Source organism: Phytopseudomonas dryadis, assembly GCF_004327355.1.
In the GTDB taxonomy this organism is placed as follows: domain Bacteria; phylum Pseudomonadota; class Gammaproteobacteria; order Pseudomonadales; family Pseudomonadaceae; genus Aquipseudomonas; species Aquipseudomonas dryadis.
The window spans coordinates 88,190-100,839 of the sequence record NZ_QJUM01000012.1 but is presented as its reverse complement, the minus strand read 5'-3'; the positions used below and the strand labels follow the sequence as shown (position 1 = coordinate 100,839).

Genomic DNA, 12,650 nt, shown 5'->3' with positions numbered 1-12,650 from the left:
GATGAATTACCGCCTGGGAGCGTCCCGCGTGGAGCTGGACCCACAAAGCTGGGTAGCGCCCAACGCCACCCTGATCGGCAAGGTACGCCTCGAGGCGGGTGCCAGCGTCTGGTTCGGCGCGGTGCTGCGTGGCGACAACGAGCTGATCCATATCGGCGAGAACAGCAACGTTCAGGATGGCGCGGTGATGCACACCGACATGGGCTCGCCACTGACCCTGGGCAAGGGCGTGACGGTGGGCCACAACGCCATGCTGCATGGCTGCAGCGTGGACGATTACAGCCTGATCGGCATCAATGCCGTGGTGCTCAACGGCGCCAGGATCGGCAAGCATTGCATCATCGGCGCCAACGCGCTGATCGCCGAGGGCAAGGAAATTCCCGACGGCTCCCTGGTCGTCGGCTCTCCGGGCAGGGTGGTGCGCGAGCTCAGCGAACAGCAGAAGAAGATGCTCGAGGCCAGCGCCGCCCATTACGTGCACAACGCCCAGCGCTATGCCCGCGACCTGGCGCAGCAGGACGACTGATGCAGACCGCCGAGCGCCCGGTCGCTTCGCCCTGCGTGCAGGTTTGCGCGCTGGACGAGGACGACATCTGCATTGGCTGCCAGCGCACTGTCGAGGAGATCACCCGCTGGAGCCGCATGGACAACGGCGAACGCCGCCAGGTCCTGCACCTGTGCCACGAGCGGGCCAGGGACAAGGGCATTCTGCTTTAGCTTCAAGCTGCAAGTAAAAGCAAAAACGTGGGCACCGCTCGCTTCGTCGATACCGTCTTGATCCTTGGCTTGCAAGAGCTCGTTCGGCGCAGTAGGAGCGTCGCCCCCGGCGCGATGCGATGGTGGCCATGTTGCAAGATCGAGGTATGGCCACGATTCGCCGCGGGGTCGCGGCTCCTACACGAATGTGGCAATTCTGCGCGCATATTGCGGGCGAATTAGCCGGAGGCGTAATCCGCCGAACGTCTCGACAGGCTACGCAATCATGCGAGGTAAACGACTTCGAGTAACGTAGCCCGGGTCGAGCGCAGCGACACCCGGGAAATCGCGCCCTGGGTATCGCTGCGCTCGACCCAGGCTACGGGGCTGCGCATCGCTAGCTTGTAGCTTAAAGCCCGATTTTGTTCGCGGTCGGCGCCGGCCGCGATTAAAATCGCCGCCTGACTTCTTCCTGCCACTCTAAGGATCCTGTTATGCCCCGTATCGGAACCCCCCTGTCGCCCAGCGCGACCCGCGTGTTGCTGTGTGGCTCGGGCGAGCTCGGCAAGGAAGTGGCGATCGAGCTGCAACGCCTCGGTGTCGAGGTCATCGCCGTGGATCGTTACGCCAACGCGCCGGCCATGCAGGTGGCCCACCGCAGCCATGTGATCAGCATGCTCGATGGCGCCGCCTTGCGCGCGGTGATCGAGTTGGAGAAGCCGCACTACATCGTGCCGGAAATCGAAGCGATCGCCACCGCCACCCTGGTCGAGCTGGAGAGCGAAGGCTATACCGTGATCCCCAGCGCGCGGGCGGCACAACTGACCATGAACCGTGAAGGCATCCGCCGTCTGGCCGCCGAAGAGCTGGGCCTGCCGACCTCGCCCTACCGCTTCGCCGACTCCTTCGAGGAGTTCCAGGGGGCGGTGGCGGCCATCGGCTTCCCGTGTGTGGTCAAGCCGATCATGAGTTCCTCGGGCAAGGGCCAGTCGGTGCTCAAGGGCGCCGATGACGTGCAGAAGGCCTGGGATTACGCCCAGGCTGGCGGCCGCGCCGGCAAGGGCCGGGTGATCGTCGAGGGCTTCATCGATTTCGACTACGAGATCACCCTGCTGACCGTGCGCCACGTTGGCGGTACCACCTTCTGTGCGCCGGTTGGTCACCGCCAGGAGAAGGGCGACTATCAGGAATCCTGGCAGCCCCAGGCGATGAGCCCGGTGGCCCGCGCCGAAGCCGAGCGCATCGCCCTGGCGGTGACCGGCTCCCTGGGCGGTCGCGGCCTGTTCGGCGTCGAGCTGTTCGTCAAGGGCGACCAGGTGTGGTTCTGCGAGATTTCGCCGCGCCCCCATGACACCGGGCTGGTCACGCTGATTTCCCAGGACCTGTCCGAGTTCGCCCTGCATGCACGGGCCATCCTCGGCCTGCCGATTCCGGCGATCCGGCAGTTCGGCCCATCGGCCTCGGCGGTGATCCTGGTCGAAGGCGAATCCCGGCAGGTCGGTTTCGGCAACCTCGCTGCGGCGCTGGCCGAGCCCGATACCGGCCTGCGCCTGTTCGGCAAACCCGAAGTCAGTGGCCAGCGCCGCATGGGCGTGGCCCTGGCCCGCGACGCATCGCTGCAAGCGGCGCGCGCCAAGGCGCTACGGGCCGCCCAGGCGGTCAAGGTCGAACTCTAGGAGGCTCGGTCGGCCGCCGATCCGCTTGTAGCGGCTACCTGTCGTCGCGGTCGACCGGGCATTCCCAGGCGCGCACCTTGGCCACGCGATTCTCCGCGGCATGCAGGATTTCCAGGCGGTAGCGGCCGACCTGCAGGCACACGGCGTTATCCGGAATGCTTTCCAGAATCTCGGTGACCAGGCCGTTGATGGTCTTCGGCCCCGCGCACGGCAGGTTCCAGCCGAGCGCCTTGTTCACCTCGCGCAGGTAGGCGCTGCCTTCGATGATCTGGGTGCCGTCCGGCTGGGCATGAATCTCGCTCGGGTGGGCGGTCTCCACGGCGCTCAGGTCGCCGACGATTTCCTCGAGGATATCTTCCAGGGTGACGATGCCCATCACTTCGCCGTATTCGTCGACGACGATGCCGGTGCGGCGTTTGTGTTGCTGGAAATTGATCAACTGCACGGCCAGTGAGGTGCCCTGGGGGACGAAGTAGGGCTCGTCGCAGGCGGCCAGAAGGGTCGCCTCGTTCAGCTCGGCGCGGCTCAGCAGGGCGGCGATGCGGCGCATGTGCACGATGCCTTCGACCTGGTTGATGTCGTGGCGGAACACCGGCAGGCGTGTGTGCGAGGCATTGCCGACCTGTTCGGCGAGGCCGCTGCTCTCGCTTTGCAGGTCGATGCCGCCCACCTCGTGGCGCGGGATCATGATGTCGTCCACCGTGATCCTGTCCAGGTCGAGGATGCCCAGCAGCATGGCGCGTCGCTCGGGCGGCAACTGCGGATCGCCGGCCAGCAGGGTGCTGCGCAATTCTTCCGCGTTGAGGCTGTCGTCGCGCTCGGCCGCCAGCCGGCTGCCGCCGCTGAGCGTGCGCAGCATGCGCGCGCAGGCGAGCAGCGGGGTGCTCAGCGGCGCCAGCAGGGTATTGGCCAGGGACAGCGCCTGGCTGGCCGGGTAGGCGAACAGCGGCGCCGGCAGGGCGGCCAGCATGCGCCCGAGCGGGTGGGCCAGCATCAGGGTGGCCAGGGTCAGGATGAAGGGCGGGATGGCCAGGGTGGCGTCGCCGCCATGGCGCAGCGCCAGCAGCGTGGCCACCACCGAGGCGCCCACGGTGCTGCAGATGTTGCCGATCCGCAGGGTCGCCGACAGGCGCTGCGGCTGATCGAGCAGGGCGTTGAGGCGGGCTGCCGCCTGGTGGCCCTGGCGGGCGCGGTGACGCAGGCGATAGCGATTGAGGCTGAACAGCACGGTGCGGGCGCAGGTAAAGAATACCGAGGCAGCCAGTAGCAGGAGCAGCAGGCCGAGCAAGGGGCCGGGGTGGGGCGTTTCCACGGTCGATCCGATTCAGACGTGCAGGATGAATTCGCGAACCAGTTTGCTGCCGAAGAAGGCCAGCATCAGCAGGCAGAATCCGGCGAGGGTCCAGCGGATGGCCTTGTGCCCGCGCCAGCCGAGCTGGTGCCGTCCCCACAGCAGCACGGCGAACACCACCCAGGCGAAGCAGGACAGGATGGTCTTGTGCACCAGGTGCTGGGTGAACAGGTTGTCGATGAAGATCAGCCCGGACAGCAGCGACAGCGACAGCAGCAGCCAGCCGCTCCAGAGGAAGCCGAACAGCAGGCTCTCCATGGTCTGCAGGGGCGGGAAGTTCTTGATCAGCCCCGAGGGGTGCTTGTGCTTGAGCTGGTGATCCTGCATCAGCAGCAGCAGCGACTGGAACATGGCGATGGTCAGCATGCCGTAGGCCATGATCGACAGCAGGATGTGCGAGAGAATCCCCGGCGCTTCTTCCAGCGGCTGGGTGGTGCCGCTGGGCATGAACTGCGCCGCCAGCACCGTCAGGCCACCGAGCGGGAAGAGGAACAGCAGCAGGTTCTCCACCGGCATGCGGCGGCAGGCCAGCAGCGTCAGGACGATCACGGTGAAGGCGATCAGGCTGGCGGCATTGAAGAAGTCCAGGGTCAGGCCGAGGCTGTTGTGCATCTGCATGAACAGGCTGCCGCCGTGGAACAGCAGGGCGATCACGCCGAGCAGCGCCAGGAGGCGCTTGCTGGGTGTGCTGCGGCGGGTCAGGTGCAGGCCTTGATAACTGGCGGCACCGAAGTAGAGGCAGGCAGCGGCGAGGCTGGGCAACAGAGGGTGCATAGATCCTGAATGGGCAAGGCCGAAAGGCGCTGAGTGTGGCATACAACGGCTGTCGCACAAAAGAGCGCAGATGCTACCGGGTCGCATTAGGGTCTGTTGACGTTTCAGCGCAAGCCGCGTTGCCGCGAGAAATCTCGCCAGGCCGGGCGGCGATCCGCTAGGCGGAGGACGCCGGGAATGGCGTTCCCTTGCCAAGTCCTCCAACAACGCATGGCGAGATTTCCCGCGCACCCCGTAGGGCCAGGCCCGTTTTGCCGCGATGCGGCGTTTCTCGCCGGCTCATTTAGCTCGCTAAACTTCGCGGCTCGTGCCTTGCCTCGCGGCAAAACGGGCACCGGCGCGGTCGTGCTGAAACGTCAACAGACCCTAGACCGCGGGAGCTCCGATAAACAACCGTCGATAACCCGCCAGTCTTGGTTATAATCCCGCGTTTGCTGCCAGCCCATCCCGGCCCGACAGGCCCGAAAGGAACGCGCATGTTCGAAAATCTAACTGATCGCCTCTCGCAGACCCTGCGCAATGTCACTGGCAAGGCCAGGCTGACCGAAGACAATATCAAGGACACCCTGCGCGAAGTGCGCATGGCGTTGCTCGAGGCCGATGTCGCCCTGCCGGTGGTCAAGGACTTCGTGGCCCGGGTCAAGGATCGCGCGGTCGGCACCGAAGTATCGAAGAGCCTGACGCCCGGCCAGGCCTTCGTGAAGATCGTGCGCCTGGAGCTGGAAAGCCTCATGGGCGCGGCCAACGAAGACCTCGACCTGAGCGTCACGCCGCCGGCGGTGGTGCTGATGGCCGGTCTGCAGGGGGCGGGCAAGACCACCACCGTGGGCAAGCTGGCGCGCTTCCTCAAGGAGCGCAGGAAGAAGAGCGTGCTGGTGGTCTCGGCGGACGTCTACCGGCCGGCGGCGATCAAGCAGCTGGAAACCCTGGCGGCCGATATCGGCGTGACCTTCTTCCCCTCCGACATCAGCCAGAAGCCGGTGGCGATCGCCGAGGCGGCGATCCGCGAAGCCAGGCTCAAGTTCATCGACGTGGTGCTGGTGGATACCGCCGGTCGCCTGGCCGTCGATGCCGAGATGATGGCCGAGATCCAGGCCCTGCACGCGGCCGTCAAGCCGGTGGAAACCCTGTTCGTGGTCGATGCCATGACCGGCCAGGATGCCGCCAACACCGCCAAGGCGTTCAACGATGCCCTGCCGCTCACCGGCGTGGTGCTGACCAAGGTCGACGGCGATGCCCGTGGCGGTGCCGCGCTGTCGGTGCGCGCCATTACCGGCAAGCCGATCAAGTTCATCGGTATGGGCGAGAAGAGCGAAGCGCTCGAACCCTTCCATCCCGAGCGGATCGCCTCGCGCATCCTCGGCATGGGCGACGTGCTCAGTCTGATCGAACAGGCCGAACAGACCCTCGACCGCGAGAAGGCCGAGAAGCTCACCAAGAAGCTGAAGAAGGGCAAGGGCTTCGATCTCGAAGACTTCCGTGACCAGCTCGTGCAGATGAAGAGCATGGGCGGCCTCGGCGGCCTGATGGACAAACTGCCGCAGATGGGTGGCGTCAACCTGTCGCAGATGGGCGGCGCCCAGGGTGTGGCGGAGAAGCAGTTCAAGCAGATGGAGGCGATCATCAACTCCATGACCCCCGCCGAGCGCCGCGATCCCGAGATCATCAGCGGTTCGCGCAAGCGCCGTATCGCCATGGGTTCCGGCACCCAGGTGCAGGACATCGGCCGACTGATCAAGCAGCACAAGCAGATGCAGAAGATGATGAAGAAATTCACCGCCAAGGGCGGCATGGCCAAGATGATGCGCGGCATGGGCGGCATGCTTCCGGGCGGCGGCGGTGGCATGCCGAAATTCTAGAAAATCAGCTGCAAGCCCCAAGCTTCAAGCCGCAAGAATGTTAGGTCTCTGGGATTCTGCTTTTACTTGTAGCTTGTGGCTTGAAGCTTGCCGCTTTTGCCCTTAGAATATGCGGCCTTTCGGGCCTAGGCCCATTTTTGATGTGTGCCTCAAGTTAGCACCGACTACAGGAACGATGTTCACATGGTAACTATTCGTCTCGCTCGTGGCGGCTCCAAAAAGCGCCCCTTCTACCACCTGACCGTGACCAACAGCCGCAATGCGCGCGACGGTCGCTTCGTAGAGCGTATCGGCTTCTTCAACCCGATCGCCTCGGGTGCTGAAGTCAAGCTCTCCGTGAACCAGGAGCGTGCCGCTTACTGGCTCGGCCAGGGCGCACAGCCGTCTGAGCGTGTTGCTCAGCTGCTCAAAGAAGCTGCCAAGGCTGCCGCCTAAGCACTTTATGAGTACGACGCCAGCTCCAGCCGAGGATTTACTGGTTCTCGGCAAGATTGTCTCGGTGCATGGCGTTAAGGGGGAAGTGAAGGTGTTTTCCTTTACCGATCCTCTGGATAACGTGCTCGATTACCCTCGTTGGACGCTGCGGCGCGATAACGAGGTGAAACAGGTTGAACTGGCCGGTGGGCGCTTGCAGGGCAAGGTGCTGGTAGCCAGGTTGAAGGGGCTCGACGATCGCGAAGTGGCGCGTACCTACGCCGGTTTCGAGATCTGCGTGCCTCGCAGCCAGCTGCCGGAACTCGGCGAAGGCGAGTTCTACTGGTATCAGCTGGAAGGTCTCAAGGTCATCGATCAGACGGGGCAGTTGCTCGGCAGGATCGACCATCTGTTCGAGACCGGTGCCAACGATGTGATGGTGGTCAAGCCTTGCGTCGACAGCCTCGATGATCGTGAACGCCTGCTGCCTTATACGGAGCAGTGCGTGTTGTCGATCGATCTGGACGCTGGCGAAGTGCGGGTCGATTGGGATGCGGACTTCTAGACGCCATGCCGAGCCTGCGCGTCGAGGTCATCACGCTGTTCCCGGAAATGTTCGCCGCCATCAGTGAGTACGGCATCACCAGCCGTGCGGTCAGGCAGCAGCTGTTGCAGCTGACCTGCTGGAATCCGCGCAGTTACACCACGGATCGGCACCATACCGTGGACGACCGCCCCTTCGGTGGCGGCCCGGGCATGGTGATGAAGATCAAGCCGCTCGAGGATGCCTTGCTCGATGCAAAGCAGGCCTGTGGCGGTGAGGCGAAGGTGATCTACCTGTCGCCGCAAGGTCGTCCGCTGACCCAGTCGGCGGTTCGCGAGTTGGCGAAGGAGGAGCGTCTGATCCTCATCGCTGGCCGCTATGAAGGCATCGACGAGCGTTTCATCGAAACGCATGTGGATGAGGAATGGTCGATCGGTGATTACGTCCTGTCTGGCGGTGAGCTGCCGGCCATGGTGCTGATCGATGCGGTAACGCGCCTTTTGCCTGGTGCATTGGGTCATGCAGATTCGGCCGAGGAAGACTCCTTCACGGATGGCTTGCTCGACTGCCCGCACTACACCCGCCCGGAGGTGTATGCGGATAAACGTGTTCCCGAGGTGCTGCTTGGCGGCAACCACGAACACATCCGGCGCTGGCGTTTGCAGCAGTCCCTGGGGCGCACCTGGGAACGCCGTGTCGATCTTCTGGATAGCCGCTCGCTTTCTGGAGAAGAGAAGAAGCTGCTGGAGGAATACATCCGCCAGCGGGACGATAATTAATGTATCGATGACCGGCCCGACGGCCCGTCTTAGGAGCGCAGCATGACCAACAAGATCATTCAGCAGATCGAAGCTGAGCAGATGAGCAAAGAGATCCCGACCTTCGCGCCGGGCGACACCATCGTCGTTCAGGTCAAGGTGAAGGAAGGCGACCGCCAGCGTCTGCAGGCCTTCGAAGGCGTCGTCATCGCCAAGCGTAACCGTGGTCTGAACAGTGCCTTCACCGTGCGCAAGATCTCCAACGGTGTCGGCGTGGAGCGTACTTTCCAGACCTACAGCCCGCTGGTCGACAGCCTGTCGGTCAAGCGTCGCGGCGACGTGCGCAAGGCCAAGCTGTACTACCTGCGCGACCTGTCCGGCAAGGCGGCACGCATCAAGGAGAAGCTGGCCTAAGCCACGCTTCCCTCTCGAAAAAAGCAGCCTTGGGCTGCTTTTTTCGTTTCTGGCGTTTGTTGAAACGGCAAAGAAGGTGGGAGCAGACGGCCGTAGGATGGGTGCAACCCATCGGCAATTGATGGGTTTTACCCATCCTACAGGCTGCCTCGCTTCTAGCTTGAAGCTTGTGGCTTGCAGCTCAACGTCCGCTATCGCCTTGTCGAGGCCATTCATACGGGTGCGGTTTTCGTATCCATTGCGCACACCAAAATCGTGAACAGGTTCTGAGTGATGACCCCCAGAGAGCAGGAAATTCAGCGGCGTACCGAGCTTTCGGAGACCCGCGTGGCCAAGGCGGTGTTTCCGCCGACCACCAACCATCACAACACCCTGTTTGGCGGAACGGCCATGGCCTGGATGGACGAGGTATCGTTCATCACGGCCACGCGTTTCTGTCGCTTGCCGCTGGTAACCGTGTCGTCCGATCGCATTGATTTCAATCATCCGATTCCGGCTGGTTCCATCGTCGAGTTGGTCGGGCGCGTGAGTGCGGTCGGCAACACGAGCATGAAGGTGCAGGTCGACGTATTCGTCGAGGAGATGTACGGCACCCGCCGCGAACGTGCCATCCATGGGGCCTTCAGCTTCGTGGCGATGGGTGAGGACGGCAAGCCGGTGCCGGTGCTGCCTGGTTTCTGATTCGTGTGCGTGGCGCTGGCGCCGCCAAGCCTTTGTTTGCTGTTTCAGGGGTAACCGATGTCCGCAGTCGAGCATCCGCTGATCGAGCGTTTCATCGAGACGCTGTGGCTGGAGAAAGGCCTTTCCGCGCACACCCGGGCGGCCTATCGCAGTGACTTGGCCCTGTTCAATGGCTGGCTGCGGGCGCGTGGCCTGGAGCTGCCGGCGATCGGACGCGAGGTGCTGCTCGATCATCTCGCCTGGCGCATGAACGAAGGCTACAAGGCACGCTCCACGGCGCGCTTCATTTCCGGGATGCGGGGCTTTTACCGGTTTCTGCTGCGCGAGGGCCTGATCGAGGTCGATCCGACCCTGCAGGTGGAGATGCCGCAGCTCGGCCGGCCGCTGCCCAAGTCGCTCTCCGAGGCCGATGTGGAGGCGTTGCTGGCGGCGCCCGACCTGGATGATCCGATCGGCCTGCGCGACCGCGCCATGCTCGAAGTGCTGTATGCCTGTGGCTTGCGGGTCAGCGAGCTGATCGGCCTGACCCTGGAGCAGGTCAATCTGCGCCAGGGCGTGCTGCGGGTGTTCGGCAAGGGCAGCAAGGAGCGCCTGGTGCCCATGGGCGAGGAGGCGATCGCCTGGGTCGAGCGTTACTGCAGGGAGTCGCGGCCGTTCCTGCTCGACGGCAAGCCCGGCGACGTGCTGTTCCCCAGTCAGCGTGGCGAGCAGATGACCCGGCAGACCTTCTGGCACCGCATCAAGCACCAGGCGCGGGTGGCGGGTATCGCCAAATCGCTGTCGCCGCACACCTTGCGCCATGCCTTCGCTACCCACCTGCTCAACCATGGTGCCGACCTGCGCGTGGTGCAGATGCTGCTGGGGCACAGTGACCTGTCGACCACGCAGATCTATACCCATGTGGCGCGCGCGCGCCTGCAGGCGCTGCATGCCGAGCATCATCCCAGGGGGTGAGGCGGCTTGAAGCCTGAAGCGGGAAGCCGAAAAAAGCGCTGGAGGCTGAAGGCTGAAGGCTGAAGGCTGGACGAAAAAGCCAGGTAGCCCGGGTCGAGCGGTGCGACGCCCGGGGAGGTTTCACCTGGGTATCGCTGCGCTCGACCCAGGCTACGGGGTTGAAGCCGATAAAGGCGCTAAAGGCTGAAGGCTGGACGAAAAAGCTTGACTGGGGCAGGGCCCGAGCAAAACCCTGTCCAGCCTCCAGCCTCCAGCCTCCAGCCTCCAGCCTCCAGCCTCCAGCCTCCAGCCTCCAGCCTCCAGCCTCCAGCCTCTATTATGTTAATCTTCGCCATCCCCCGTTAGTCCGTCGCCAGGAGTACCCCATGCGCGTGACCCGTATTTTCGCGGCTGTGGCCCTCGGCCTGGCCAGCAGCATCAGCCTGGCTGCCGATCCCGATCAGCTGATTCGCCAGAGCCTGACGGCGATCCAGCCCGACCTGCCGATCGAAGCCATTGCCGAGAGCCCGATGCCCGGTGTCTATCAGGTGCAGCTCAAGGGTGGTCGCCAGCTGTACGCCAGCGCCGATGGCCAGTTCGTCATGCAGGGCTACCTGTTCCAGTTCAAGGACGGTCAGGCGCTGAACCTCACCGAGATTGAGGAAGGCCGCGCCGTGGCCAAGCAGATCGATGCGATTGCGGCCAAGGACATGGTGGTGTTCGCGCCCCAGGCGCCGAAGGCCCATATCACGGTATTTACCGATACCGACTGTGGCTATTGCCAGAAACTGCACAGCGAAGTGCCCGAGCTCAATCGCCTGGGCGTCGAAGTGCGCTATGTGGCCTTCCCGCGCCAGGGCCTGGGCAGCAAGGGGGCGAAGGAGCTGGCCAGCGTCTGGTGTGCCAAGGATCGCCAGGCGGCGATGAACAAGGCCAAGTCCCGTCAGGCCGTCGACGAGGCGACTTGCGATAATCCGGTCGCCGCGCAGTACCAGCTGGGCCAGATGATCGGCGTCAACGGCACGCCGGCCATCATCCTGGAGAACGGCAAGATGATTCCGGGCTATCAGCCGGCGCCGCAACTGGCTCGCCTGGCGCTGGAAGCCAAGTGACCGGCGACTGATTGACTATTAAACAGCCGCTTCGTAAGGTGCGGCTCTTTTTCCGCGGCCGGAGCCTGCTCCGGCCGTTTTATGCGGTGCAGATGGGGAGTTCAGTGTGAGACCGGTCAAAGTAGGCATCTGTGGGCTGGGTACCGTCGGCGGCGGCACCTTCAATGTGCTCAAGCGCAACGCCGAGGAAATCGCGCGTCGTGCCGGGCGTGGGATCGAAGTGGCGCACATCGCCACGCGCACCCCGAAGCCGCAGTACCAGACCACCGGTATCGCGATTACCGAGGATGTCTTCGCGGTCGCGAGCAACCCCGAGATCGATATCGTCATCGAGCTCATGGGCGGCTACAGCGTGGCCCGTGAGCTGGTGCTCAAGGCCATCGACAACGGCAAGCACGTGGTCACCGCGAACAAGGCGCTGATCGCCGTGCACGGCAACGAGATCTTCGCCCGCGCGCGGGAAAAGGGCGTGATCGTCGCCTTCGAGGCGGCGGTGGCGGGTGGCATTCCGGTGATCAAGGCGATCCGCGAAGGCCTGGCGGCCAACCGTATCAACTGGCTGGCCGGGATCATCAACGGCACCGGCAACTTCATCCTCAGCGAGATGCGCGAGAAGGGCCGCCCCTTCGAGGACGTGCTGGCCGAGGCCCAGGCCCTGGGCTATGCCGAGGCCGATCCGACCTTCGATGTCGAGGGTATCGATGCCGCGCACAAGCTGACCATCCTCGCCTCCATCGCCTTCGGGATTCCGTTGCAGTTCGACAAGGCCTACACCGAAGGCATCACCAAACTGACCACCGCTGACGTCAACTATGCCGAAGCCCTGGGCTACCGCATCAAGCACCTGGGGGTGGCGCGTCGTACCGAGGCCGGTATCGAGCTGCGCGTGCACCCGACGCTGATCCCCGCCGACCGCCTGATCGCCAACGTCAACGGCGTGATGAACGCGGTGATGGTCAATGGCGATGCCGCCGGCAGCACCCTGTTCTACGGCGCCGGCGCCGGCATGGAGCCGACCGCCTCGTCGGTGGTGGCGGATCTGGTCGATGTGGTGCGCGCCCTGACCACCGACCCGACCAACCGCGTGCCGCACCTGGCCTTCCAGCCCGATTCGCTGTCCGACCATCCGATCCTGCCGATCGGCGCCTGCGAGAGCGCCTACTACCTGCGCATCCAGGCCAAGGACCGTCCCGGCGTGCTCGCCCAGGTGGCGAGCATCCTGTCGGAGCGCGGTATCAACATCGAATCGATCATGCAGAAAGAGGTCGAAGAGCAGGATGGTCTGGTGCCGATGATCCTGGTCACCCACCGGGTGGCCGAGCAGCGCATGAACGAGGCGATCGCCGCGCTCGAGGCGCTCAATGACGTGGTCGGCAGTGTCGTGCGTATCCGGGTGGAGCAACTCGCTTGAGGCTGTAGGCTGAAGGCTGGACGAAAC

The 12,650-nt window shown here is 64.1% G+C and carries 14 protein-coding genes; 12 read left to right on the top strand and 2 right to left on the bottom strand.

Annotation, left to right across the window (positions count from 1 at the left end; all coding sequences use genetic code 11):
• The first annotated feature begins 1 nt into the window (after position 1).
• The 3 genes from DNK34_RS12160 to purT all read left to right on the top strand — a co-directional run bounded on the left by DNK34_RS12160 (position 2) and on the right by purT (position 2,372).
• On the top strand, positions 2–526 hold the full coding sequence (locus DNK34_RS12160) for a gamma carbonic anhydrase family protein (protein ID WP_131175154.1): 525 nt from the start codon (positions 2–4) through the stop codon (positions 524–526).
• Positions 526–717, top strand: a complete 192-nt coding sequence (locus tag DNK34_RS12155) for a DUF1289 domain-containing protein (protein ID WP_131175153.1) — start codon at positions 526–528, stop codon at positions 715–717. Before DNK34_RS12160 ends, DNK34_RS12155 begins: the two co-directional genes overlap by 1 nt.
• Positions 718–1,190: 473 nt before the next feature.
• Complete coding sequence (gene purT, locus DNK34_RS12150) at positions 1,191–2,372, top strand: formate-dependent phosphoribosylglycinamide formyltransferase (RefSeq protein ID WP_131175152.1); 1,182 nt, start codon at positions 1,191–1,193, stop codon at positions 2,370–2,372.
• Between the two features lie 34 nt (positions 2,373–2,406).
• Here the strand turns inward: purT and DNK34_RS12145 are convergent, their stop codons facing one another.
• Both DNK34_RS12145 and DNK34_RS12140 read right to left on the bottom strand, forming a co-directional pair.
• Positions 2,407–3,684, bottom strand: a complete 1,278-nt coding sequence (locus DNK34_RS12145) for an HlyC/CorC family transporter (RefSeq protein WP_131175151.1) — start codon at positions 3,682–3,684, stop codon at positions 2,407–2,409.
• Between the two features lie 12 nt (positions 3,685–3,696).
• Positions 3,697–4,497: a cytochrome C assembly family protein gene (locus DNK34_RS12140; RefSeq protein WP_131175150.1), complete on the bottom strand. Its 801-nt coding sequence runs from the start codon at positions 4,495–4,497 to the stop codon at positions 3,697–3,699.
• Positions 4,498–4,973: 476 nt separating this feature from the next.
• On the opposite strand from DNK34_RS12140, the gene ffh reads away from it, so the two are divergent.
• The 9 genes from ffh (at position 4,974) to DNK34_RS12085 (ending at position 12,623) form a co-directional block, all read left to right on the top strand.
• The gene (gene ffh / locus DNK34_RS12130) at positions 4,974–6,356 is read left to right on the top strand and encodes a signal recognition particle protein (RefSeq protein ID WP_131175148.1); all 1,383 of its coding nucleotides are present in this window, start codon (positions 4,974–4,976) and stop codon (positions 6,354–6,356) included.
• A 183-nt stretch (positions 6,357–6,539) separates the two neighbouring features.
• Positions 6,540–6,791: a 30S ribosomal protein S16 gene (gene rpsP, locus DNK34_RS12125; RefSeq protein WP_131175147.1), complete on the top strand. Its 252-nt coding sequence runs from the start codon at positions 6,540–6,542 to the stop codon at positions 6,789–6,791.
• Positions 6,792–6,798: 7 nt separating this feature from the next.
• A complete protein-coding gene (gene rimM / locus DNK34_RS12120) occupies positions 6,799–7,335 on the top strand; it encodes a ribosome maturation factor RimM (RefSeq protein WP_131175146.1) in 537 nt (178 codons plus the stop codon).
• A gap of 5 nt (positions 7,336–7,340) precedes the next feature.
• Entirely contained in the window at positions 7,341–8,093 is a 753-nt protein-coding gene (gene trmD, locus DNK34_RS12115) for a tRNA (guanosine(37)-N1)-methyltransferase TrmD (protein WP_131175145.1), read from the top strand.
• 42 nt (positions 8,094–8,135) lie between these two features.
• The gene (gene rplS, locus DNK34_RS12110; RefSeq protein ID WP_131175144.1) at positions 8,136–8,486 is read left to right on the top strand and encodes a 50S ribosomal protein L19; all 351 of its coding nucleotides are present in this window, start codon (positions 8,136–8,138) and stop codon (positions 8,484–8,486) included.
• A gap of 273 nt (positions 8,487–8,759) precedes the next feature.
• Complete coding sequence (locus tag DNK34_RS12105; RefSeq protein WP_131175143.1) at positions 8,760–9,167, top strand: acyl-CoA thioesterase; 408 nt, start codon at positions 8,760–8,762, stop codon at positions 9,165–9,167.
• Positions 9,168–9,224: 57 nt separating this feature from the next.
• Entirely contained in the window at positions 9,225–10,121 is an 897-nt protein-coding gene (xerD, locus tag DNK34_RS12100; RefSeq protein ID WP_131175142.1) for a site-specific tyrosine recombinase XerD, read from the top strand.
• Positions 10,122–10,486: 365 nt separating this feature from the next.
• Positions 10,487–11,212: a DsbC family protein gene (locus DNK34_RS12090; RefSeq protein ID WP_131175141.1), complete on the top strand. Its 726-nt coding sequence runs from the start codon at positions 10,487–10,489 to the stop codon at positions 11,210–11,212.
• A gap of 106 nt (positions 11,213–11,318) precedes the next feature.
• Positions 11,319–12,623 (top strand): homoserine dehydrogenase, encoded by a 1,305-nt coding sequence (locus DNK34_RS12085; protein WP_131175140.1) that lies wholly within the window; start codon positions 11,319–11,321, stop codon positions 12,621–12,623.
• Positions 12,624–12,650 lie beyond the last annotated feature (27 nt).